22 protein-coding genes and 1 pseudogene are annotated in these 23886 nt (G+C 68.4%); 11 read left to right on the forward strand and 12 right to left on the reverse strand.

Annotated elements, in window-relative coordinates; translation table 11 throughout:
• Positions 1–137: 137 nt before the first annotated feature.
• On the forward strand, positions 138–1349 hold the full coding sequence (locus tag ACTXG6_RS36930) for a PucR family transcriptional regulator (protein WP_445183960.1): 1212 nt from the start codon (positions 138–140) through the stop codon (positions 1347–1349).
• Positions 1350–1352: 3 nt separating this feature from the next.
• Here ACTXG6_RS36930 and ACTXG6_RS36935 read toward each other — a convergent pair whose 3' ends face one another.
• The 4 genes from ACTXG6_RS36935 to ACTXG6_RS36950 form a co-directional block, all read right to left on the reverse strand.
• Entirely contained in the window at positions 1353–2069 is a 717-nt protein-coding gene (locus ACTXG6_RS36935) for an alpha/beta hydrolase (protein ID WP_445183961.1), read from the reverse strand.
• A 269-nt stretch (positions 2070–2338) separates the two neighbouring features.
• Positions 2339–2602, reverse strand: a complete 264-nt coding sequence (locus ACTXG6_RS36940) for a hypothetical protein (protein WP_445183962.1) — start codon at positions 2600–2602, stop codon at positions 2339–2341.
• A 61-nt stretch (positions 2603–2663) separates the two neighbouring features.
• A complete protein-coding gene (locus ACTXG6_RS36945) occupies positions 2664–2825 on the reverse strand; it encodes a hypothetical protein (protein WP_445183963.1) in 162 nt (53 codons plus the stop codon).
• A gap of 25 nt (positions 2826–2850) precedes the next feature.
• Positions 2851–3117 (reverse strand): hypothetical protein, encoded by a 267-nt coding sequence (locus ACTXG6_RS36950; protein WP_445183964.1) that lies wholly within the window; start codon positions 3115–3117, stop codon positions 2851–2853.
• A gap of 387 nt (positions 3118–3504) precedes the next feature.
• Here ACTXG6_RS36950 and ACTXG6_RS36955 point away from each other — a divergent pair, with 387 nt between their 5' ends.
• Entirely contained in the window at positions 3505–3705 is a 201-nt protein-coding gene (locus ACTXG6_RS36955) for a hypothetical protein (RefSeq protein ID WP_445183965.1), read from the forward strand.
• A gap of 641 nt (positions 3706–4346) precedes the next feature.
• Positions 4347–4829, forward strand: a complete 483-nt coding sequence (locus ACTXG6_RS36960; protein ID WP_445183966.1) for a hypothetical protein — start codon at positions 4347–4349, stop codon at positions 4827–4829.
• A gap of 18 nt (positions 4830–4847) precedes the next feature.
• Here ACTXG6_RS36960 and ACTXG6_RS36965 read toward each other — a convergent pair whose 3' ends face one another.
• Positions 4848–5513 carry an alpha/beta fold hydrolase gene (locus ACTXG6_RS36965; protein WP_445183967.1) on the reverse strand — a complete coding sequence of 222 codons (666 nt, stop codon included), beginning with the start codon at positions 5511–5513 and terminating at the stop codon, positions 4848–4850.
• Between ACTXG6_RS36965 and ACTXG6_RS36970 the strand changes: the two genes are divergently transcribed.
• A complete protein-coding gene (locus tag ACTXG6_RS36970) occupies positions 5499–5975 on the forward strand; it encodes an SDR family NAD(P)-dependent oxidoreductase (RefSeq protein WP_445183968.1) in 477 nt (158 codons plus the stop codon). The genes ACTXG6_RS36965 and ACTXG6_RS36970 overlap by 15 nt on opposite strands.
• A gap of 104 nt (positions 5976–6079) precedes the next feature.
• Here the strand turns inward: ACTXG6_RS36970 and ACTXG6_RS36975 are convergent, their stop codons facing one another.
• On the reverse strand, positions 6080–6472 hold the full coding sequence (locus ACTXG6_RS36975; protein WP_445190202.1) for a MarR family winged helix-turn-helix transcriptional regulator: 393 nt from the start codon (positions 6470–6472) through the stop codon (positions 6080–6082).
• 275 nt (positions 6473–6747) lie between these two features.
• On the opposite strand from ACTXG6_RS36975, the gene ACTXG6_RS36980 reads away from it, so the two are divergent.
• From ACTXG6_RS36980 to ACTXG6_RS36990, 3 genes are all read left to right on the forward strand, one after another.
• On the forward strand, positions 6748–7755 hold the full coding sequence (locus ACTXG6_RS36980) for a quinone oxidoreductase family protein (RefSeq protein WP_445183969.1): 1008 nt from the start codon (positions 6748–6750) through the stop codon (positions 7753–7755).
• A complete protein-coding gene (locus ACTXG6_RS36985) occupies positions 7752–8465 on the forward strand; it encodes an SDR family NAD(P)-dependent oxidoreductase (RefSeq protein ID WP_445183970.1) in 714 nt (237 codons plus the stop codon). The genes ACTXG6_RS36980 and ACTXG6_RS36985 overlap by 4 nt, the downstream gene beginning before the upstream one ends.
• A 490-nt stretch (positions 8466–8955) precedes the next feature.
• Positions 8956–10026, forward strand: a complete 1071-nt coding sequence (locus ACTXG6_RS36990) for an aldo/keto reductase (RefSeq protein ID WP_445183971.1) — start codon at positions 8956–8958, stop codon at positions 10024–10026.
• A gap of 31 nt (positions 10027–10057) precedes the next feature.
• Here ACTXG6_RS36990 and ACTXG6_RS36995 read toward each other — a convergent pair whose 3' ends face one another.
• The 3 genes from ACTXG6_RS36995 to ACTXG6_RS37005 form a co-directional block, all read right to left on the reverse strand.
• Entirely contained in the window at positions 10058–10375 is a 318-nt protein-coding gene (locus tag ACTXG6_RS36995) for a hypothetical protein (RefSeq protein ID WP_445183972.1), read from the reverse strand.
• A 1244-nt stretch (positions 10376–11619) separates the two neighbouring features.
• Positions 11620–13014 (reverse strand): pyridoxal phosphate-dependent decarboxylase family protein, encoded by a 1395-nt coding sequence (locus tag ACTXG6_RS37000; protein WP_445183973.1) that lies wholly within the window; start codon positions 13012–13014, stop codon positions 11620–11622.
• 337 nt (positions 13015–13351) lie between these two features.
• Complete coding sequence (locus tag ACTXG6_RS37005; protein WP_445183974.1) at positions 13352–14638, reverse strand: NADH:flavin oxidoreductase/NADH oxidase family protein; 1287 nt, start codon at positions 14636–14638, stop codon at positions 13352–13354.
• Between the two features lie 87 nt (positions 14639–14725).
• On the opposite strand from ACTXG6_RS37005, the gene ACTXG6_RS37010 reads away from it, so the two are divergent.
• Both ACTXG6_RS37010 and ACTXG6_RS37015 read left to right on the forward strand, forming a co-directional pair.
• Complete coding sequence (locus ACTXG6_RS37010; protein ID WP_445183975.1) at positions 14726–15343, forward strand: TetR/AcrR family transcriptional regulator; 618 nt, start codon at positions 14726–14728, stop codon at positions 15341–15343.
• A gap of 346 nt (positions 15344–15689) precedes the next feature.
• Complete coding sequence (locus ACTXG6_RS37015) at positions 15690–16595, forward strand: LysR family transcriptional regulator (protein ID WP_445183976.1); 906 nt, start codon at positions 15690–15692, stop codon at positions 16593–16595.
• A gap of 80 nt (positions 16596–16675) precedes the next feature.
• Here ACTXG6_RS37015 and ACTXG6_RS37020 read toward each other — a convergent pair.
• Positions 16676–18048, reverse strand: a pseudogene (locus ACTXG6_RS37020) (catalase).
• Between the two features lie 44 nt (positions 18049–18092).
• Positions 18093–18782, reverse strand: coding sequence for an MIP/aquaporin family protein (locus ACTXG6_RS37025; protein WP_445183977.1), 690 nt, complete (start codon positions 18780–18782; stop codon positions 18093–18095).
• A gap of 686 nt (positions 18783–19468) precedes the next feature.
• On the opposite strand from ACTXG6_RS37025, the gene ACTXG6_RS37030 reads away from it, so the two are divergent.
• Positions 19469–21127, forward strand: coding sequence for a sensor histidine kinase (locus ACTXG6_RS37030; RefSeq protein WP_445183978.1), 1659 nt, complete (start codon positions 19469–19471; stop codon positions 21125–21127).
• 549 nt (positions 21128–21676) lie between these two features.
• Here the strand turns inward: ACTXG6_RS37030 and ACTXG6_RS37035 are convergent.
• Entirely contained in the window at positions 21677–22612 is a 936-nt protein-coding gene (locus ACTXG6_RS37035) for a LysR family transcriptional regulator (protein WP_445183979.1), read from the reverse strand.
• Positions 22613–22723: 111 nt separating this feature from the next.
• Here ACTXG6_RS37035 and ACTXG6_RS37040 point away from each other — a divergent pair, with 111 nt between their 5' ends.
• The gene (locus ACTXG6_RS37040) at positions 22724–23881 is read left to right on the forward strand and encodes an acyl-CoA dehydrogenase family protein (protein ID WP_445183980.1); all 1158 of its coding nucleotides are present in this window, start codon (positions 22724–22726) and stop codon (positions 23879–23881) included.
• Positions 23882–23886: the final 5 nt, after the last annotated feature.

Consider the following 23886-nt stretch of genomic DNA (forward strand, 5'->3'; position numbering starts at 1 on the left):
TAACCCGCTGCATCACCCCGGTCGCTCGCGGATCGCGTTCCACACACGAGGAACCGTCCGGGCTGCGGGACTGTGCGCTTGCGCGGGCATCCTCGCCTGCAAGCAACCGCGGAGGCCCGGGCGGCTACGCTGCGGGAGTGACCGGGAATGATCCGGGCAAGGTGGCCGGTCCTGGCCTGGTTGATCTAGCTGGGCAGCTGTTGACGGTTCTGGATGAGTTCAGCGCCCATATCGCGGGGCAGATCCGTGAGCGTGTCTCGTTCTACGCGGGCGAGAGCATCGTGTCGCCGGAGGACCTGCGACTGTCGTGTCGGGCGAACGCCGAGTTCGTGCTGCACTCGATGAGGGATGACCGCGAGGCTGACATCAGTGCCGCTCAGCGGACGGGGCGCCTCCGGGCGGTGCAGGGTGTCCCGCTGCCGTCGGTGATGAGCGCATTTCGGATCATGTTCAGTCTGATCTGGACGCGTCTGGTCGAGCAGGCGCGCGGCACCGTGACGGTGAGCAGTGACGTCCTGGTCGACGCCGCGTCCGGTATCTGGGCGGTGCACGACATGTTCGCGGAGGCGATGGCTTCGGCCTACCGGGAGGCCGCGATGGCGCAGGCCTTGAGAGACGAGCGTGAGCGGTCCGCGCTTGTGGCGGCGTTGCTCGAGGGGCGTGTTCTGGAGGACGCGACCGTCTGGGAGATCGCCGACCTGCTGCGGCTGCCCCGTGTGGGCCCGTTCGTGGTCGTCGCCGCGGAGTCGCCGCAGATCGGGTCTGAGGCGCTGCCGCATGTGGAGACAGGTCTACGCGTCCGTGGGATCGGCTCGGCCTGGCGGCTGCTGCCGGAAATGCATGTCGGGGTCGTGCGACTGCCGGGCGAGCCGGACCGCCGACAGCTGGGCGACGTGTTGTCCGGGCTCGCCCAGCGGCGCGTCGGGGTCAGCCCGCCGTACCAGCGGCTGACCGAGACGGCCACGGCCCTGCGGCTGGCACGGATCGCCGTGGCCGCGGCGCGTCCCGGCAGCCCGGGTGTTTCTTTCTTCGACGACCATCCTCTCGCGGTAGCGGCCGTAAGCGCGCCGGACGCCATGCGGCGGGTGTCGCGGACCGTGCTCGGGACTGTGCTTGATCTACCAGCCGAGCAGTCGGCCGTACTGCTGGAGACGCTGACAGCCTGGCTCGACAACGGCGGGTCGGCCGAAGCGGCCGCCCAGCAGATGTACTGTCACCCCAATACTGTGCGGCAGCGGCTGAGGAAGCTCGAGTCCTGCACCGGCCGCCCGCTGGCGGACCCGCGGGCCGCCGCTGAGCTGAGTCTCGCGCTGCAGGCCGCGATCCTGCTCCCCGACCCGCAGACGTGAGCGCTAAGCGTTCGCGGCGGCGACGATGAGTTCGGTGACCTCACCTGGCCTGCTGATCATGGCGACGTGCGAGCTGGGGACCTCGGTGGTGACGGCCCCGGCTCGCGCTGCCATGGCCCGCTCGGCCTCGGGCGGGATCGTGGCGTCGTTTCCCGCGACCACGTACCAGCTCGGAATGGTCCGCCAGCCGGGGACACCGGACGGCGTGCTCAGGCAGGACAGCGCGAAGCCACGCTGCGCGGCGGCCATGAACCGTGCGAGGTCAGGGGCGACGTCCGCGCAGAACAGATCGTGGAAGTTCTCGGGGTCGATGTACCCGTCGACGTCTCCGTCGGGGGCGCCGGGGTACGAGCGGGTGATCAGGTGCTTGGCCAGGTCGGTCGAGCCACCCCCGAGCGTGAATGTATCCGAGAGCGTCTCACCCTCGTCTGGCGCGAAGGCGGCGACGTAGACAAGCGACTTCACCGTCGGGACCCCGGCGCTGGCGTTGGTGATCACACAGCCGCCGTAGGAGTGCCCGGCCAGGACCACCGGGCCCTCAATGCTCGACACGAACGAGCGAATGTACTGGCTGTCGCCGACCACGCCCCGAAGCAGGTTCGAGGGAGCGTACACCGGATAACCCTGCGCGGCGAGCTCGCGGTAAACCGCCGACCAACCGGACGCATCAGCGAACGCGCCGTGCACGAGGACAATGGTCGGCTTGCTGGCATCAGTCATGAAACGGCCTCCGAGAATGCCGGAATTCATTGGACGTCTCAAGCTAGGGCCCGTGGCGGCGGCACTCCGATGTTCCGGCCGACATCGAATTATCAGCCGGCGTGTGCGCGCGAACATTGCCCGGACGCGAAGGAACGTCCACCGAGCGCGATCGACAGAGCCATGCCCCGAGGATCGAGTGGCCATGAGCCGTGCCCCCCGTGACCTGCATTGCCTCAGATAGGTGGCAGGCAAGATTCTCACTCGAGGCGGGTCGCGCTTTACACCGTTCAGGCCGTTGCCATGGCCGCCTCACTAGCGTTCGCGGTGTGCCTCGAGCGGAATGGCAGCACTGCAACACGGTTGCCGTCGCTGCGCCACTCGGTCACCCTGCTGTGGTGGACGCCAGTGGCGTCGTCGCGTGGCCGGGACAGTCGAGCCAGGGGCACCCCGCCGGCGTCGACCTCGTGGTAGTCGACGTCGGCCGGCTCACCGGTCAGCACGAAGAAGTCCAGCGTGCGGTAGTCCTCGATGCCGAACGGAGTTCCAGTCACCCGCTACGCTCGTGCAGCGCGTCCGCCGCGGCCCGGTACCGGCGGTAGGTGTCCTCGATCGTCACAGCTCCGGGCTGGTCATCGTCGTGGGCAACCGATCCGCCGTACCCGGCAGAGCATCGTCCATCTCGGCCGCCACGGGCGGGGCACGGACCCGCCCGAGCCCTACTACGGCGTCGAAGTTCGCCGTGCCTTCCGGGACCGCGATCTCGATGTCGAGCACGGTCAGCAACCGGCCGAGTGACCAGTCAGAAGCCGATGACCTGCAGGATCTCGACGATCTCCCGGTCGCTGCATAGGTCGCGGACCGGCTCGAACACCGTGTCCGGCACAGCGGGGGAGGCAACGACCGCCGCCACGAAGCGCACTGTGGCGCCATCGTGCTCCGACAGCAGTGCCGACCCGAACTGCCCGCGCCGCAGCAGCTCGCGGGTGACCTCGTCGACCCCGGCGGCCGCGTCGTGGCGGACGTTCTCCCGGCCTGAACGCAGAGCGATACAACGCTGTGGCACCACAAGTGATCTCTTAATCAGCGCGTGTGACGGAGCGTGAGCCGTGTGGTTAGTGCACAACTCCCTCCTCGGACACCAGAAAGGCCCGCTGACCTGCGGGAACCAACGCCAGCCAACACAGTCAACGGAGATCAACTCCGGAGTAAGTGAAAAGATAGGTGAAAATGGCCTGCTTGCTGGCCGCTTGCTCTCGCTAGCACGGTCTGAGGTGCTACCGAGGCGCTAACACCTCCAGCAAGCACCCGTTGACCTGCGGATACCCTAAACGGATGAGCTGACTGGCGAGGCTCGGTCGTGGGTGGATCTAGTGGCCGACCGGGGACCGTTGAAGCTGGTCCACCTGGGCTGAGGCAGCCCGCAGGTACGTCTGATCATGGATCATGGAAAGTCATGCACGTCTACACGTTCGACGCCACGGCCTCGACCCATGACCAGCTGCGGGCCGGCGTCACCGAGGCTCGGATCTACGGCTCCCAGCACAGCCACCACCGGATCGTCGTGGCCGCACCCGACCGAGACACCGCCGCCCTGGTCGCCGCGCAGATGGTCTCCTGTCACCACATGTGCACCGGCCTCTATGACCGCGTCTGAGATGTGGCCACGGCCAAGATCAACGACCACTCCCCTTGGCCATGGCCGTTGATCTTGAGTGCCGTTGATCTTGGCCACTTGGACTAAGGTAAGGCTATGAAGGGGAAGGCACCGGGATGACGACCTGCGAGGGCAACCAGTCCGAGCCGTGAGACGCCGGGATAACGACCTGCGCGGGTTGAGAGTCCTCGTCAGCGAACGCGAGCGGAGTGATCGCCAGCAGGGCGGCGGTGGCAATGCCCACCGCGACTCCAGCCTTCTTTAGCACAATGGTTCTCCTGTTCAGAGCCTCGTAAGCCACGGGCCCAACGCCGGTAGGGGAGCTGGTGATGGCAATACGCAAGATTAGGGCATAAGCGCCAGGTAGCGCCAATTAGTGACCTGATCGTTGCTGGCGAATGTTGGCTACTCCGTTTCACATTTTGTGGCCCTAACCAGGGGGGACTGTGAGCTTGCTCGTTGCATTGCGTCACACAGAGTAGCGGGTGCCAAGTCGTCGTCAGGTCGGCATGGGACATGCCTAATGTCCAGCAATAAAATCAGACATTAGTTCAATCTTTTTATTCACGCACCACCGCTGCTGCGTCACCGACTGAGCTCCCGCCGCGACGACATCGCCCGCTTCCTCGACCGGGGACCACATGCCCACAGGAACCCACCTGCCCACCGAGCACGACGTCCGCGTAGCCGTCACCGAGATGCACCAGGCTGCGGACACCACCGGCGGGCGGCCAACCCCAGCCGGAGTGGCACGCCACCTCGGGCTGGCCAACACCACCTTCCGCCGCCGGTTCCCGCACATCGTGGCCGAACTCGCCGCGCCAACCTCCGATCGCCAGCCCTCCAGCTCCCGCCCCGCACGCACCAGCTATGACCAGCTAAACGACGACAACGCCCGGCTCCGCGAGCACAAGCGGGAACTGGCCGAGCATCTCGAGTTCGCCGTCGCCCAGCTCCAGCGCCTCACCCTGGACAACCACCAGCTCCGCGAGCAGCTCGAGACTGAACGCCAGATCACCCGACTGCCCCGTAGCTCGGCGAACCTCCGACACACAAAGGGTCGACTCATTCATAGACTTCCCAAATCGTCGCTGGGCTGCTGGGTGTCGGCGGCGCTTCGGTGAAGTGGAATTGGGCCCAACTCAGTTGATGGTCTTGTCCGCGAACCGGGCCAGGGTGGCGCGTAAGTATTCCCGTTTGGCCTCGCTGGGGCGGTGGCCCGATTCGTCGCAAACGAACAACTCAGCGCCCGGCCAAGCGCTCGCCAACTCGTAGGCGGTTTCCACCGGACAGCTCAAGTCAAGCCGGCCGTGCACGAGCGCACCGGGGATGCCGGCCAGCCGACCGACGTTGCCGATCAACTCGTCGTCGGCAAGCCAGCCGTAATTGGCGTAGTAGTGCGAGCAGATCCGGACGAACTCGATCAGATCGTCATCGGCGCGGGTGCTGAACGAGGTGGGTTTCGCGTTGGGCTCAAGGGACAACACGGTCTCCTCCCAACGGGCCCAGGCCAGCGCCGCCCGCTCCCGCACCGCCAGGTCCGGATCGCCCAGCAGCCGGGCATAGGCGGGGACCACGCTGGCCGCCTCGTCTGCGCCGGCAACGAACCGTTCGTACTCCTCAGGAAAGAACCGGGACACCCCGCCGTAGAGCCAGTCGATCTCTCTGCGGCGGGTGAGTAAAATGGCCGAGAGCGCGCTCTCGGACACTCGGTCGGGATGTTTCAGCGCGTAGGCCATCGCCAGGGTGCAGCCCCAGGACCCGCCGCGCACCAGCCAGCGGTTGATGCTCAGGTGCTCGCGCAGCAACTCCAGCCGGTCACGGAAGTCTCTCTCGAGGACTGGACTCGTGTCATCGCCGTGACTCAGACCGGCGTCCTGTTAGGGATGCGGGAAGTGATCCCCCACATGCAACGGACCGGCGGCGGAGCAATCGTCAATATCTCCTCCATCTGGGGGAACACGGCGGTCGCCGGCCTGGCCGCCTACCATGCCGCAAAGGGAGCGGTCCGCACTCTGACGAAGAACGCGGCGGTTACCTACGCGCGTGATGGCGTTCGCGTCAACTCGGTGCACCCGGGATTCGTCGACACTCCCATGACACGAGGTGTCGCCCCGGACGCCAACGCTCGGGTCATCGCGGCCACGCCGCTCGGCCGCGGCGCCAAACCGACCGAGCTCGCGTACGCCGTCCTGTTCCTGGCCCGCGACGAAGCCAGCTTCATCACCGGCGCCGAGCTGGCGGTGGATGGCGGCTACCTTGCCGCGTGACAAGGTGAGCCACCTTCAGGCTCCGCCCACTACTCCCCCGATGCCGCGCGACGGCCGGAAGTCGCCACCCGCACGATGGAGCACCGGACTCGATCGGGCACGTCCTAGCGTTCAGGCGACCGGGTGGTGGCGGCCGAGAGGTTCGTCTCGAGGTGTTCGAGCCCGCGCAGCAGCTCTCGGCGTTGGGGTTCGGGCATCTCGCCGACGGTGTCGGCCTCGAGTTGGGTCCACAACTGTTCGATGCGGTCGCGCAGGGCCGTCCCGGCCGGTGTGGAGTCGACCAGGGTGGCGCGCCGGTCGTGGGGGTCCGGGCGGCGGCGGACGAAGCCGGCCCGTTCGAGGCGCTGCACGGTACGGGTCATCGAGGCCGAGTCGGTGTCGAACTCGACCGCGAGGTCGGCCTGCCGCTGCGGCCCCCGGTCCCACAGATGCATGAGCAGCAGCTCGTGACCCGTGTGCAGACCCAGGCCCTGCAGCAGCTGCCGGGCTCGCATCATGTGCAAGCGGGTGATCCGGATCAGGGAATTACTGACCGGGCCACCTAATGCCGCCGTCGAAGACGGTGCGCGCCCGCGCGATGCCGAATCAGTCGCCACGACAACCATCGTAACCGTCCAGCCTGCAGTGAACCTCGAGCACCACGGCTCGTCGGATCCTGCCTGTGCCGCACGACACACAGCAACTAGGGGAATGTCGCGACCCAGTGCCGAGTTACCTGTTCTGGACAGTTAAATTGGGACGGCGAAGTCCGGCCGGCTACGAAGGAGCGACCATGAAAGCGATCGAGATGACCGAGCAGGGCGGCCCCGACGTGCTCCGCCTCGTCGAGCTGCCCGACCCGCAGCCCGGCCCGGGCCAGGTGTTGATCAAGGTGGACGCGGCCGCCGTCAACTTCTCCGACCTGATGCGCCGCCGCGGCGACGTGTACCCGGTCCCCACCCCGCTGCCGTTCGTACCCGGGGCCGAGGTCGCCGGCACGGTCGCCGCCCTCGGCGACGGCGTCGAGGGCCTCCCCGTCGGCACGCCCGTGTTCGGCACCGTCGGCGCCGACGCCTCGGGCGGCTACGCCGAGCTCGCGCTCGCCTACGCCGCGAACCTCATCCCCATCCCGGCCGGGCTGGACCCCGACGCGGCGGCCGGCATCGTCGTCTCCGGTCTCGCCGCGACGGTGCTACTGCACGACGTGGCACAGGTGGCCGCCGGAGAGACCGTATTCGTTCCCGCCGCCGCCGGCGGGGTCGGGACCTACGCCGTCCAGATCGCCAAGCTCCTCGGCGCCGGCAGCGTGATCGCGGGAGCCAGCACACCCGAGAAGCGGGAGATCACGCTCGGACTGGGCGCCGACGAGGCGGTGGACTACCTCGAGCCCGGCTGGACCGACCGCGTCCTCGAACTGACCGGCGGTCGGGGTGTCGACATCGCACTGGAGATGCACGGGCCGGCCCACCTCGGGCAGGCCCTCAAGATCCTGGCGCCCTTCGGTCGTCTGATCAACTATGGCTCGGTGGCCGGCACCGTCCACGGCCTCGACACCACAGACCTGGTGCCGCTGCTCTACGACCCGGCGCCGAGCCAGATCATCACCGGCTTCAACCTGGGTGTCTGGTTCGAGCACCGGCTCCCCCAGGCCATCGCGTCGTTGCAGCGACTGGTCGGGTGGATCGCTTCGGGCGAACTACACACCCCCAAGACCTACCCGTTCCCGCTGGCCGACGCGGCCGAAGCCCATCGCCTGCTCGAGAACGGCGCCACGACGGGGAAGGTTGTACTCAAGCCATGACGACCGGGTCCGGTGGGAGGGATGCCGAGCGCGTTGCCGTGGTTACCGGCGGCGCGGGGGCGATCGGGAGCGCGATCGTGGCGGGGCTCCGTTCGGGCGGTTACCGCGTTGTCGTGGTCGACCGCGACGCAGACATCTCAGCGGACCTGGCCCTCGAGGCCGACACGCGCCGGGCGGCCGCCGAGGTTCTCCAGCGGTACGGGCGCTGCGACGTCCTGGTGCACGCCGCGGCGGCCTTCAACGCCGCAACATTGGCCGAGGTTGACGCGGCGACCTGGCGGCATGTCCAGGCGGTGAATGTCGAGTCCGCGCTGTGGCTGGCCCAGGCATTCACCCCTGGCATGGCCGAGCGCGGCTTCGGGCGCATCGTGTTCATCACCTCGGACACCCTGTGGGACCCACCCGCCCCGATGCTGCTGCCCTACATCGCCAGCAAGGGCGCACTGACCGGCATCATGCGGACCCTGGCCCGCGCGCTCGGCCCGGACGGGATCACGGTCACCGCGGTCGCACCCGGCCTCACCGACACCCCGGCGGCGCGCACGGTGAACAGCGACGACGAGTTCGCCGCCACCGTCACCCGGCAGGCCCTCAAACGACCACTCACCCCGGCCGACACCGCCGCCGCGGTCGCGTTCCTCGCCAGCGATGCAGCCACGGCCATGACCGGCCAAGTGCTGTGCGCGGACGGGGGCCTCGTGCTGCGCTAGCCAGTCGACCAGGCCGGGCCGTGCCCCAAGTCGCCAGGATCCGCTGGCGCGAGCCGATCCCGCACGCTGCCCACTCGGAGCGGCCCGGCTTGGTCAACCCTTACCCCGGACCACCCAGACCCGCTCCATCGTGAGCCTGGAGGACTCCAACGGCGGCATCCCGCGCAGCGCGGCCATTGGCAGACGCCTGCCCATACCTGGCCGCGTCGGCGAGCTGCTGTGTTTGTGGGCGGGCTTGGGAGCAGTGCGCCACCGCGGGGGGTATGCCCACCCGCACGGGCCAGGACGGCTCACAGATCGGGTGGATACCCGACCGACGACGATCACATCCCGGCCTGCGGTCACGCCGATGAGCTGGGCGGTCTCCTAGGAACGGACTTCCTAGCACTACCGCACACTGAATAACGCGCGCCGGCTGCCGCACGCTGGTCGTAGTGGTCGGGCCGATGGAGTCGCGACCGGACACCGTGCGCGATCTCTGGAGGCCGTTGTGGCTGGCACAATCTCCCTGGACACCTACCGGCTGCTGGGCCGCTCGGGCGTGCGGGTCTCACCGGTCGCGCTGGGCACGATGACGTTCGGGACCGACTGGGGCTGGGGCGCCGATCAGGACGAGGCCCGCCGGATCTTCGACACCTACGTCGACCGGGGCGGCAACTTCATCGACACCTCGAACAACTACACCAACGGCACCTCCGAGCGGCTGCTCGGCGAGTTCGCCGCCGAGAAGCGCGACAGCCTGGTGATCGCCACGAAGTACACGATGGCGACCCGCACTGGCGACCCCAACTCCGGCGGCAACCACCGCAAGAACATGGTCCGCTCGGTCGAGGACAGCCTGCGCCGGCTGAACACCGACTACCTCGACCTGCTCCAGCTGCACGCCTGGGACGGGCTGACGCCGGTCGAGGAGATCCTGCGGGCGATGGACGACCTGGTCAGCGCCGGCAAGGTGGTGTACCTGGGCATCTCCGACACCCCGGCCTGGCAGGTGTCCCGGATGCAGGCGATCGCCGAGCTGCGGGGCTGGGCGCCGCTGATCGCGCTGCAGATCGAGTACAGCCTGATCGAGCGGACCGTCGAGCGGGACCTGATCCCGATGGCCGCCGAGCTGGGGCTGGGTGTGCTGCTGTGGTCGCCGCTGGCCAGCGGGGTGCTGTCCGGCAAGTACACGCATGCCGACCTGGCGCCCCGCGAGGGCGCCGACCTGATCGGCTCGCGCCGCGAGATCGCCGCCGGCAACGGCTACCTGACCGAGCGCAGCCTGGCCATCGCGGACGTGGTCAAACAGGTGGCCGCCGAGCACGGCTGCTCGCCGTCCCGGGTGGCGATCGCCTGGACGCTGACCAACCCGGCGGTGACCGCGCCGATCATCGGAGCCCGCACCCTTGCCCAGCTGGAGGACAACCTGGGCGCGCTGGACGTCGAGCTGACCGAGAGCCAGCTGGCCGCCCTGGACAAGGCCAGCGCGGTCGAGCGGGGTTTCCCGCACTCCTTCCTGGCCGGCCCGATGATCCAGAGTCTGATCTTCGGCGGCGCGACGATCCGGCCGAGGGCCTGACGTCCCTGGCCCGGCGCCGCCCGGGCCCGGTTCAGTGGGTCAGCGTGACTTTGCTCAGGCCGGCGGGCTGGTCGGGGTCGATGCCGTGGGCCTGGCACCGGGCCAGGGCGAGCTGCTGGCCGCGCACGGTGGCCAGCAGGCACTCGCCGGCGTGGCCGAGCACCGGCCAACCGACCCGCGCTCGGGCCGCAGCGCAGCGTGTCCTGGTCGGCCGGGCCGGAGCCTGCGAGGAGCACGGCGGGAGCCTCGGGGCGCACACGGCGATCGGGCCGTACCGGAAGTCGGCGGTGGAGAAGCCGTGCGCCATCACGCCGCTGGTCTCCTCCAGCCGAACCTGAAACCGGCGCACCCATCCCCGCGGATCTCATTCGAGCAAGCGGCTCGGTGGTTGATCACCGCAGGCGCACTACTGGGCATCCTGCCTTGGAGCCACCTCGCCAGCTCGGGGCGGCCCTGCCCAGCTCACCAAGCATCAGCCCCGGCAGCCGGCCGGGCCCCGCGGAATCCACGGGTGCCCCGTCGCTGGCGCCGCCTGTGCCAGCCGGGCCTGGCGGAGACCAGCACCCCGCAGGGCCTGCCGAGACCAGCACCCCGCACCCAACCACTCCAGCGGGCAACCCCGGCCACCGTCCCGCCCGATCCCGCCGCGGCCCCACCCCACCCCGGCACCGCACCCACCACCCTGCCCGACTCGCCTCCCACCGCACCACCCACGGCGCCACCGGCAACGGCACCGGACACCGCCCCAGCTCCGAACCAGGCCGCGCCCGAGGGATCGACGGCAGCGCGCAGCTGCGGGTCGCGCAAGCCGGAGACTGGGCCGCGGTGCGGTTACCGTCGAACTACGGTGCGGTCTACTTGCGGGCGTGAGCCGACCATGCCGCACGCGCCCCGCACAGCAAGCGCCCGGCCGGCGTGGCCGCAGCTAGAAGTCTGCAGGCCGAAGGCCCGAGCCAGGCATCTTCCACGAGGTCAACGCCAGCCACTAGCCTTTCGAATCCTCTCGACGAGGTCGGCGAAGGTGAAGTGCAGACCGCCCGCTTCACTCAGCCCTGCCCGGTGAAGATCGCGGGGTTCGCGCCGGCCGGTAACCCGGTGGCCGTGCTCAGCCGCGCGGGTGCGGTGTTCCTTGAGGACAGCCACCGTGGCGGGGTCCAGGGCGACAGAGGCCATGGATTCCTCGGTCTTCGGCGCGGTCTGGTTAGTTCCCAACCGTGTTGGACGATCTGGCGGAGGACCTCGATGCTGGCGGCGTCGAGGTTGATGTCGATCCAGCGCAGCCCGCTCTGGGTCCAGACCAGCGCCGGTGGCCGGTTCTCCGAGGGCAGTTCCACCCATTGTCGGCGTTGAATGTGATCAGTTCTTGGCGGATCGCGTCGTATGAGTGCCTTGCGCAGGGTCGTGCCGATCCCTTGCCTCGAGGGCGCGCGCCGACGGGGCGCTGGTAGCGGACCGCTTCCTGGCGTTCGAGGTCCTTGCTGGCGCAGGCTTTGGCGATCTCGTCGTTGTAACCGACGATCATGTCGAACATGTCCGCGACGTGTTCGACCCGCAGTTGAATCGACCTTCCGTCGCCGATGTGAGCGTCCAGCTTCATGGCGCACCGGTACAGGTTCCAGCGACGGCGTTGGCGATCGCACGGTATACGCGGTCGACGTCGGCGGACGTGGTACGCCAGTTGCTGAACGCGGCGCGCAGCGCGGGCATGCCATCAAGCAAGGTCGGCGTGAGGAACGTTTCGCCACCTGCGGTAACGGCGTCGGCGACCTGATCAGGGGTGAATCCGTCCACGGCGAAACAGACGACGTTCAGCCGGACTGGCGCGAGAAGGCGCACGTTCGGCAGGCCGGCGAGCAGCTCGCCGAGCCGCCGCGCCGCAGCGACGTCGCGTTCCACGATCTCCCGATGGCCGTCGCGACCGTACGCGGTGAGTGTGAACCACGCCGGAAGTGCGCGCAGCCGCCGAGAGGTCTCCGGGGTGAGGTGCACGAAGTCCGGGACGGACGTTGGCAGGCCGAGGTAGACGGCGGCGTTCTCGAAGACGGCGACCTGCAGGTCTCGCCTGCGGGTGAACTGGACGGCGGAGTCGTAGGGCACGTTGAGCCACTTGTGCAGGTCGACGCACACGGAATCCGCATCGGCAATGCCGTTGACCAGGTGCGCGTGCTCAGGGGACAGCGCCGCGAACGCGCCGAACGCGCCGTCCACGTGCAGCCAGAAGTCGAACCGGTCCTTCAGCGCGGCGATCGCGGCGATGTCGTCGAAGTCGACAGTATTGACCGTGCCCGCGTTGGCGACGACGATCGCCGGACGGCCCAGCGCATCCAGTGCGGCGGCGAGCCGGTCGACGTCCACGGCTTCGCGACCGGGCAGTTTCGGCACCAGCCGCATGCTGTCTCGCCCCATGCCGAGCACGGACAGTGCTTTGTAGACACTTGAATGCGGTTCGCCGGAAAGCACGGTGGCGGCACCAAGCGCGCCGACTCCCGCGTGGGCGACGGACACACCGAGCCGCTCGCCGAGCCATTCCCGTGCGATAGCAAGGCCGACCAGGTTGGACATCGTCGCGCCGGACACGAACGCGCCCACGTGGTCGGGGTGCAGGCCGAAAAGCTGGCGCAGCCAGTCGACCGTCTCGTGTTCCAATGCCGTCGCCGCGGAATCCCTCGCGCTATGGACATTCTGGTCGAACGTGCTGGTCAGCCAGTCGCCAGCGAGCGCGGCCGGAGTCGTGCCACCGACGACGAAGCCGAGGTAGCGCGGGCCTGCGCTCCCCGAGAAGCCGGGCGCCCAGCGGAGGGTGAACTCGTCGAGCGCGGCTCGCAGACCGGCGCCACGCTCCGGAACGGGAACGGGAGCGGGTTCGGGGCGCGCGCCGTTGACGACGGGCCGGGAGTCGACACCGGCCAGCACGTCTTCGGCGTACTGGCGGACGGCCTCCAGCAGCGCGGGCAGGTCGGCCAGGTCATCGGCAAGGTGCTCGTCCATTGGTAGTCAGGGACTCGGTGTCTTGCAACCTGGCTCCCCATATCCTTTCAGTCCGCAGCCTATCGACGTCCCAGGTAACGACCGCAGCCCATGGTGACGGCTCGAGGCCGACAGCGGGCGGTGACTGTCCCGATGGCGGATCGTTATTTGGACAGGTGTTCAGCGTGATCTCCCAGCTAGCCGAATACCTCCTGGTGGGGCGGCCGGTATTACGTCCGCGGGAGCGTCGCCGATGTCGGCGATCGGAGCGGAGAGCAGGAGTGCATACTCGGTGCGGCCGAGCAGTGGACTCGTGGCCGGAGCCGCTTCCGGCGCCGGAGCGCCCCCCGACACGGATTCATGCCTGTTGGCCAACTGCGGTATTGCGGCTCGGAGCGGACACCGACTCGGCTGACCTCCGCTGCAGCCAGGAGCGGTAGGCGCGCAGCGCGCGCCACTGCGCCAGCTGGTCGGAAACCAGCGCAAAGGCCGGGCGGGTACCGAGCGCGGGTTCGTGCCCTCGGGCTATCCGTCGCATCTGGTGGTGGACCAGCGCCATCCCGGCCGCCGAGGCGAGAGTCTTGTCCGACCAGGTCACCGGCCGCAACTGCCCATCCGCTTCCCGACCTTCCCGCCAGCGGTTCGGAAGATCCGGAGTGACCGCGAGTGCGGTGCCCATACCGACCACCGCGACACCGCCGGCGCAGACGTTCTCGGCCGTTGCCCGCCGCGTTATCCCACCGGTCAACATCAACGGCAGCGGGCTGGTCCTGACCAGCTCCATCGCCAGATCCAGGAAATAGGCTTCGCGGGCTTGAGTACGGTCGTCGGTGGCGCGGCCCGACATCGCCGGGCTTTCGTAACTGCCGCCTGACAACTCCACCAGGTCGACACCGAGCGGCTCGAGCATGGCGATCACCCGCCGCGCGTCGTCGGCATTGAAACCGCCTCTCTGAAAGTCGGCGGAGTTCAGTTTCACCGCAACCGCGAACGCCGGCGATACCGTGGCGCGCACCGCCCGCACCACGTCCAACAGCATCCTGGCGCGGTTCTCCAGCGATCCGCCCCACTCGTCAGTGCGCTTGTTGACCAGCGGAGACAAGAACTGCGACAGCAGGTAACCGTGCGCGGCGTGAACCTCCACACCGTCGAATCCGGCACGTTCGGCGCGCGCCGCGGTCGCGGCGAACCGCGCCACAGTGGCCTCGATCTGCTCCGATGTCATGGCGACCGGCCGGGCGAACCGCTTGCTGTGCCTGCCCAGTTCGACCCCCACCGCCGAGGGGGCCCATACGACTCCCGGCATGGTGGCCTGTACCTGGCGGCCGGGATGGTTGATCTGCATCCACACCGCCGCACCACCGGCCTTGCCGGCTTTGGCCCACTCCGCGAACGGCTCCAGCGGAGAGGCATCGTCGAGCACGATGCCGCCGGGGCCGGTCAGCGCCTCGGCGTGGACCATGACGTTGCCGGTGATCAGCAGCCCGGCACCCCCAGCACCCCAGCGTCGATACAGCGACAACAGCCGCTGGTCCGGAAGCTGCCCGTCGCCGGCCATGCCTTCCTCCATGGCCGCTTTCGCGATGCGGTTGCCAAGAATCGGCCCGGACCGCAGCCGCAGTGGCGAGAACAGTTCACTCGGCATCAGGTGGCCTCCTGTCGATCGACTATGATGTGTGCAGCGTTTACATTATGGAGCGATGTGAGCACTGTCAACATAGCTGGGGTAGTGATGCCGAAGGCGAGTGACTCGTACCACCACGGCGATCTGCGTGCCGCGTGCGTGCGTGCCGCGAGAGAGCTGCTCGAGGAGGACAGTGCGGCGCTGTCGCTGCGGGCGGTGGCGCGGCGTGCCGGCGTGTCTCCCTCGGCCCCCTATCGCCACTTCGCCGATCGCGACGCGCTGATCTCCGCGGTGGCCGCGGTGGGGTATCGCGAACTGGCCGAGAAGCTGGCCGCGGCGCACTCCTCGCCCTCGACGTCCGACGACCTGGCTGCGGTCGCCGTCGCCTATGTTCAATTCGCGCTCGAGCATCCGGCCCTGTTCCGGGTGATGTTCGTGGAGCCTTGTGATCCGAGCAGCGAGGAACGGGTGGTCGCGACCGCCGCCATCTCCGTCTACGTCGGCAACATCGTTCGGCACGCCTTTCCCGGTGCCGATCCGGATGCACTGGCGACCGCGGTGTGGGCGCTGGTGCACGGCCTGGCATTCCTGCACCTCGACGGCAAACTCGACACCTCCATCCCCGACGCGATCGCCGACCGGGTGCGCGCCGCCGTCCATGCGCTACTCAGCGTGTCGGAGCCGGCATCGCCGGCTGTGACCGCTGGATCATCGAACGGCGAGTAGGTAGGTCCTGCGGTGTCGAGCGCACGGTGGCTGGTGGCGGCGGCGAGCTTTCGGTGCAAAGTTCATGGCTTTGCGTGCCACTGTGCGGTGTCTCCGGAACCTGTGGCCGATGCCGAAGACCAGCGCGAGGCGCAGCGGGTCGGTGCCGGAGATGTGGGCCTCTTTCCCGGCCCGGATGCTCAACTGCGCCCACCGGATTGGCGCCCCGGACCGGCGCGGATTGCCTGCGCAGCCATCGGGCTGCCTTGACCAGGATGCGTACACTCCTGGGGGCTCGCCTGTGGCGGCCGGCGCAGAAACCTCGAAACTCTCCGCACCAGCGGCACGACGCCTAAGGTGGGTCAATATGTTGGAGCTTCGTCAGCTTCGCCATTTTATGGTCGTTGCAGAGGAACTCAGCTTCACGCGAGCCGCGCGGAAGATTCCCATCGCCCAGTCGGCATTGTCGGCCTCTGTGCGCTCGCTCGAGCGGCGCCTTCATACCGAACTGTTCAGAAGAACCGGACATTCCGTGGTATTGACTGAGTCCGGAGAAGTCCTGCTTGTCGAGGCACGCAAGGTGCTGCGGGCAGCTGACGAGGCAGAGGAAGCCGTGGCGGATGTCGAGGGAGGAATACGCGGAAGGCTTCGTATCGGCATCCTGCAGTCGCTCGCCTTCGGCGCGCTCACCGATCTACTCATCACGTTTCGGCGGCGGTGGCCCCTCGTCCAGATGGAGGTGCGTGTCGAACCGCGTGGTTCCCGCGAGTTGCTTCGCGCGGTGCAGCGCAGTCGGCTTGATATCGCGTTCGTCACGCTCCCGGACGCGTACCCGCAAGATGTCCACGTCACCCCCTTGAGCTCTGAGCCACTTGCCTTGGTGACCCCCGACGATCATCCGCTCGCCGGCAAGGAGACGATCGCTATCGACGACCTCGGCGGCGAAGCGTTCGTCGACTATCCGGAGGGATGGGGCATCCGTAGGATGGTCGACCAGGTATTCAGCGAGCGTCATCTCGAACGCGAGATCATTATCGAGGTGGCGGACTGTTCGACAGCCCGCCAGCTAGCGCTTGGCGGACTCGGGGTTGCCTTTGTCATTACCTCGGCGCTCCCGGGGGCGGAACCGGCTCTGCACCGCACCGAGCCAGCGATCGAGTTCGAGGTGTCACTCATCGCGTCGAAGAAGCCCGCCTCGCGGGCCGCCACGAAGGCTTTCGTCACTATGGTCGAGGAGATGTTCAGCCCAATCCCCCGGCGCGCCACGAACTGATCGCCCGCTCGATGAGTACGGCAACGCCTCGGACGGCCCGTCGCCCGACAGCGCCGGGCCCTCCGGGTGGCGTGAGCAGATCACCCCTGTCCGGCGCGGACGCCCTTCTCAACTTGGTCACCCAGAGCCTTGTCAACGTTGCGCCAGTACTCAAAGGCACGCTGGAGCACGGGCTCACTCACGCCATTAAGCAAGTGGCCGACAATATTGCCGACCAGTCGTTCGCGCGCCGCGCCGCCGAGCACGTCACGCACGAGTGTGCCGGCCTGGCGCCATTCGTCATCTTGCGGGCGCAGGGTGTACGCGACGCGGAGCATGTCTCCGTCGGTGTGCCAGCGCACCCCGGCGGCACGGTTGGAGTCGGCTCGCGGCCCGCCGTAGGAGTTCGGCGCATACACGGGATCCGTGGCGTTGCGAATTCGCATAACACCGTCCTTGGAGTAGCTGTGCACGTTTGACCTCGGCGAGTTCACCGGGATCTGTTTGTAGTTCACTCCCAGCCGGGCACGCTGCGCATCGGCATAGGAGAACCCTCGGGCCAGCAGCATGCGGTCTGGCGAGAGGCCGGTGCCGGGCACCTGGTTGTTCGGCTCGAACGCCGCTTGCTCCATCTCCGCGTGCGTGTCGGCCACGTTGCGGTCGAGCACCAGCTTGCCTACCTCGTGCAGCGGGTAGTCCGCCTGCGGCCACACCTTGGTCAGAGCGGGTTGTACCGGTAGGTGTTGGCCTCTTTGAACGGCATGATCTGCACCTTCAGCGTCCAGCTCGGGTACTCACCGCGCCGAATGGCGTTGACAAGGTCGCGCTGGTGGTAGTCCGCATCCTTGCCGGCCATCTCGTCTGCGTCGGCCTGGGGCAGAAACTCGATGCCCTGGTCGGTGATGAAGTGGTACTTCACCCAAAAGATCTCGCCAGCGGCGTTGATCCAGCTGTAGGTATGGCTGCCGTAGCCGTTCATGTGTCGCCAGGTACGCGGGATGCCGCGATCGCCCATCAGCCACGTCACTTGCGAGCGGATGAAGTGCTGGAACTTCATCGGATCGCGGAGGAAGAACACCGGGGTGTTGTTCCCGACAATGTCGAGGTTTCCCTCCGACGTGTACATCTTCACCGCGAACCCGCGGGGGTCACGCCAGGTGTCCGGGCTGCCCCGCTCTCCCGCGACCGTGGAGAACCGGACCAGCGTGTCGGTCTTGGTGCCGGGCTGGAACACCGCGGCCCGCGTGAACTCGCTGACGTCGTTGGTCACCTCGAGCTAGCCGAACGCGCCGTGGCCCTTGGCGTGCGGCTGCCGCTCGGGAATCCGTTCCCGGTTGAAGTTGGCCATCTGCTCGATCAGGTAGTGATCTTGCAGCAGGATCGGGCCGTCCGGGCCAACGGTGAGCGAGAACGTGTCGCTCGCGACAGGGATGCCGGCATCCGTCGTCGTGAGCCTGGGCTGCGTGTCGGTCATGCACAGTCTCCTTTTCTAGGTGGCTTTTCTAGATGGCGCCGAACTCACTTGTCGGCGGGGTTCAGGGCACGGAACACAAGACCGGCCAGTGCCCCGGCACCGAGCTCTACGAGGAAGTAGATCCATAGCGTCGACCAGGCGAACATGCCGCCGGTCGCGCCGCCCAACGTGACGGCCGGGTTGAACGACCCGCCGGAAATACCGCCGACCGCGAAGGCGCCGGCAGTGACGGTGAAACCGATCGCCAGACCGAAGAAGCCGTTACCCGACTGCTGCCGGCTGGTTGCCACGTTCAGTACAACCCAGCACAAGGCGAAGGTGAACAAGAGCTCCGCCAACGCGGCCGCGGTGAAGGCGTGACCGGAGAGGGTCAGAGTGCGAACGGTCGCGGGATTGACGACGGCGTGGCTCACCGCTCCGGCGAGAACGCCGGCCGCGAACTGCGCGATCCAGTAGGCGATGGCCTCGCCGATCTGGATGCGGCCCCGAAGCAGGACAGCCATCGTGACGGCTGGGTTGTAGTGCCCGCCGGAGATGTGCCCTCCCGCATAGATCATGGCCATCAGCACCGCTCCGGCGGCCAAGGGCGTGTACGTGCTACCGCTCAGCACCGCGGCTCCGACGGTGAAGACGAGAAAGAACGTCCCGAGCGCTTCGACGGCATACTTGCGGGCCGCCTCAGCCCACTGGCCCGTCGCGAGTCCCCCGTCGGGACGGCTGAGAACATCCGTCATGGTCCTTGCTCCTTCGTGACAGTTGATCCGGATCTGCCGTGCACCGAGGTCTCCCGCCGTGCGTCCTCTCGGGCACTCAGGCGATTACTTGGCCCGCGTGCGTCGGCGGGTAGGTCCAGTTGCTCCGGCTGAAAACCATCAAAGCGTTCGCTCGGCGTCGGGCGCTGCCCCGAACGCGTGCCAACTCGAGATAGCTGCAATCGCATCTGGCGATAGCCGACGCCGCGGATCCCAGAGTGGCTGCGGTCCGTTCTCGCGGTAATCGATTTGCTCGATAGCAGTTAGCGACGATGTGGCTTGGACGTCGTGCGCTAGCCGCCGTCATGCTGGGCACCGATGAAGCCACGCAGCGAATCGTGAGCAAGGGGAATCATGACAACAACGCCAAGTTGCGTTTACCTGAATCGCGCGGATGCCGGGACGCCGATCGAGTTCACCGTGAACGCTCACGGTGGTCGAGTGGCCGACGCCACGGAGGTGACACAGGCGGTGGCAGCCGTTGCCGAGCGCCCCGGACCGGTCCACTCGCGGCTCGAGCGAGGCCAGACTCCCTCGACGACGACCACATGCTCGACCTGGACAGTCGAGGACTACCGGTTCTGGGAAGCGCCACCTTCCTGGCCCGGGTGGTCTTGAGCTGACCGCGACGCGAGCAAGCTGTATCGCGCCCGGGAGAGGAGCGCTGGTTGGAGATCACTGTCCTCGGTTTCCCCGAGGAGCAGGCGGCGGTGCGGCGGGTGGCGACGCTGGTCGCCGGCGGCGCGCCCCCGGAGGAGGTGTTCGCCGCGGTCACCGCGGAAGCCGGTCGGCTGCTGGGGGCCCAACACTCAAGGATGAGCCGCTATGACCCCGATGGCGCGGCGAGGGTGGTCGCTACATGGAGCGGCACCGGCGCTGCCCACCCCGTCAGTACCCGCACGCCCCTGGGCGGGCGGAACCTGTACACACTGGTGTTCCAGACCGGCCGGGCGGCGCGCATCGACGACTATGCCGCCGCCTGCGGCCCAGCCGCCGGCCTCGCCCGCGAGCTGGGCGTCCGCGCGTCAGTCGCCGTGCCGGTAAGCGTCGAAGGCCGCCTGTGGGGTGCCATTTTCGTGGGCTCCACCCATGAGCCGCTACCTGCGGACACCGAGGCGCGGCTCGCCGGGTTCACCGAGCTGGCCGCCACTGCGATCGCCAACGCGCAGGCCCGCGAGGAGCTGCGCGGGTTCGCCGCCGGGCAGGCGGCGCTGCGGCGGGTGGCGACCCTGGTGGCCCGGGCGGCTCCGCCGCGAGAGGTGTTCGCCGCGGTCGCCGACGAGGCAGGGCAGTTGCTGAAGGTCGACTACACGGTCTTGAGCCGGTATGACTCGGACGGTCTGGCGATGGTCGTCGGCCATTGGGCCCGGGTTGACTCCGGGCGCCCGCTGGCGGTCGGGCTTCGCGTGAAACCCGAGGAACGGAACATCCAGGCGCTGGTTTCCGACACGGGCCGGACGACGCGGATCGACGACTCCGCCGCCGCCTCGGGCGCATTTGCCGATGCCGCCCGCGACTGGCAGCTCCAGACGTCGGTGGACGTGCCGATCGGGGTTGACGGGCGGCTGTGGGGTGTCATGAGCGTGGGATCTTGTTCCGATCCGCTGCCGGCCGGCACCGAGGCGCGGCTGGCCGGGTTCACCGAGCTGGTCGCGGCCGCGATCGCCAACGCCGAAGCCCAGGGCGCGCTGGCCGCCTCCCGAGCGCGGATCGTGGCCGCCGGCGATGCGGCCCGTCGCCGCATCGAGCGCGACCTACACGACGGCGCCCAGCAACGGCTGGTGTCCCTGAGCCTTCGACTGCGGTCGACGCAGGCCTTGGCTCCGGCGGGGGCCGGCGAGCTGGCTGGGCGGCTGGAAGGTGCGATCACCGAGGTGGACAGCGTGCTGGAGGAGTTGCGCGAAATCGCCCGCGGCCTGCACCCGGCCATCCTGGCCCAGAGCGGCCTGAACCCAGCGCTGCGGGCTCTGGCCCGCCGCTCCGCCATCCCGGTCCACCTGGATGTCCAGGTGGCGGAGCGGCTGCCCGAGCCGGTGGAGGTCGCCGCCTACTACGTGGTGGCCGAGGCGCTGACCAACGCGGCCAAGCACGCCCGCGCCCACACCGCCGAGGTGGAGGTGGCCGCCCGCGGGGGCACGCTGCACATCTGCGTGCGCGACGACGGCCGCGGTGGCGCGCACCTCGGCGGCGGCTCGGGCTTGGTCGGCCTGAAGGACCGGGTGGAGGCACTCGGCGGCCGGATCGCCCTCCACAGCCCGCCCAGGGCCGGCACTACCATGCACGCCGAACTCCCCCTCTGCGCCGCTGCCGGCGGCACCTCCCGCTGAGACCCACCGGTCGCAAAGCTCCGGCAAGCCCGCAACGAAGCTGGACGCCCGCGCTCCCGGCGTGGTTCCGGTGCAGGATCGTCCGCGTACACCCTGATCAACTACGGCGCCGCTGGTGGTAGGGCGCCGGCTGGGTCCGTTCGTCGTTCCTCTTCCGCACGCGTTCGGCTCAGGTGCGGGCCTGAGCGAGAGTGGGGATGATGCTGCAGATGAGCGGCGAGATGAAGGCAACGTCTCAGGCACAGACATTTTCCACCGCTCGGTTACTACGTTCGTTGGGTGACCGCGTTGTTCTGCCGGTTCGGCTCGGCGCGTCGGGCCGGCCACGGTTGGGCTGCTGGTCGTCGGTCTCGGCGTCCGGTGGTTGGTCGTCGGACCCTCCAACGGGGTTTGGAGCTCGTTTGTCGGACGGCCGGCCGCCGCCGAAGCCGTTTTGGCGGCAACGGCAACAGCGGGGGCCCGGGCGGCGGGGTCCCGTGAGCCTGACCCGGTGAGTGCCCGCGCTCAGCCCGCGCTCCTCCCCGGAGTAAGCATAATCAGCTGAGATAGTCAGGACCCGTTCTGGAGCTGCGCGGACGGCCATCGTCCGTTACGAACCGACGACCGGATCCGCCGAACGAGTTCCCGTGCCACGATCTCGGCGGCGGCCGAGACCCGTCCCGTCCTGGGCACGCCGAGGACGATCGAGCGCCAGACCTCGGGCGCGCACAGCGGTGCCGCGCTGAGCGTGCCGCTGTCGAGATCGCCCGCGATGCCGACGGCGGGAAGGATGGTCCAGCCTCGTCCACCGCGCACGAGCTGTTTCTGCAGGTTCATCGAGTTGGTCTGCACGACAGCGTTGATCTCCGCGCCGGCCTGTCGGGCGCCAGTGGTGATCAACGCGTGAAGGCCGTGTCCCGGCGTCGGCATAACGATCGGCCTCGCGACCACGTCGGCGAACCGAACCGGGCTCTCGGGGCTCAGGCCGTCGGCGACGGGTGCGACCGCCCACAACTGCTCGCGCACGAGCGGAGTCACGTTGAGCGACGGTGTGCTGGCCAGGTTGTAGAGCAGGCTCAGGTCGAGGTCGCCGTCGTCGAGCCACTGCTGCAGGTGGCCCGAGTAGGCAGTCAATACGCGCAGCTCGATGCCAGGGTGATCGCGCAGCACCGCACTCACCAGTGGCTCGGCCAGCAGTTCAGCCGCGCTCTCCAGTAACCCGACGGTGACGATCCCGGTGACCGCGCCCGGGGTCGGCGTGAGCTCAGCGCGGGCCCGATCGAGTTCGGTCAGCGCGCGCCGGGCCCGCTCGGCCAAGCTGATGCCCGCCTTCGTCGGACGCATGCCCTGGCGGGTCCGCTCAAAAAGTGACACCCCGAGTTCATGCTCCAACGCCCGGATCTGCCGGGTCACGGCCGGCTGGACCAGGTGCAGCAGCTCGGCGGCCCGAGTGACACTGCCGACCTCGACCACGGTCACCAGGGCTTTGAGCTGCTTGATGTCCATCGTGCTCCCGAATCATCTCGGCCACGCATGCAGGTATGCCAGATCGCTATTTTTCTCCGCCCACCATTCTGTTTCATGATATCTCCGGACCGGATGGAGAGGATCGCCGCGATGGACGGACTGACCGAGGAAGAAGCCGAGATCGTCTCGCTCGTGGGCGAGTTCGTCGACAAGGAGGTCCGGCCGCTCGCGCGGGAGCTGGACCACAACAACACCTACCCCGAGCAGCTCATCGAGCAGATGAAGGCGATGGGCGTGTTCGGCCTGGCCATCCCCGAGCCGTGGGGCGAGGCGCAGGTGTCAGCGCGCTGCTATGCGGCGGTCACCGAGGAACTGGCCCGCGGCTGGATGAGCCTGGCCGGCGCGATGGGCGGGCACACCGTCGTGTCGAAACTCGTGGTGGCCTACGGCACCCGGGAGCAGAAGGACACCTACCTGCCCAAAATGGCGACCGGCGAGGTCCGGGCCACCATGGCGTTGACCGAACCCGGCGGCGGCTCCGACCTGCAGGCGCTGCGTACCACCGCCCGGCGTGAGGGCGACGAGTACGTCATCAACGGGTCGAAGACGTGGATCACCAATGCCCGCCGGTCGGGGCTAGTGGCCCTGCTGTGCAAGACCGACCCCGCCGCGCAGCCAGCGCACCACGGCATCAGCATCCTGCTGGTCGAGCCGGGACCGGGCTTCCACGTCTCGCGGGATCTGCCCAAGCTCGGCTACAAGGGCGTGGAGAGCTGCGAGTTGGCCTTCGACGACTTCCGCGTGCCGACGTCCGCACTGCTGGGCCGCACCGAGGGCCTCGGGTTCGCGCAGATGATGCGCGGGCTGGAGATCGGTCGCATCCAGGTCGCCAGCAGGGCACTCGGCGTCGGCAGGGCAGCGCTAGAGGATTCGCTGCGATACGCGCAGGAGCGGGAGAGCTTCGGCACGCCGATCTGGCGGCACCAGTCCATCGGCAACTACCTCGCCGACATGGCCACCAAACTCGAGGCCGCGCGCCAGCTGGTGCACCACGCTGCCCGCCGCTACGACTCCGGCGAGCGCGCCGACCTGGAAGCGGGGATGGCGAAGCTGTTCGCATCCGAGACGGCGATGGAGATCGCGCTGAACGCCGTGCGCATTCACGGCGGCTACGGCTACTCGACGGAGTTCGACGTCGAGCGGTACTTCCGGGACGCCCCGCTGATGATCGTGGGCGAGGGCACCAACGAAATCCAGCGAACGGTGATCACCCGACAGCTGATCAAGCGTCACCCCCTCCCCCGCTGACCCGT

The organism is Pseudonocardia sp. Cha107L01, from assembly GCF_052566575.1.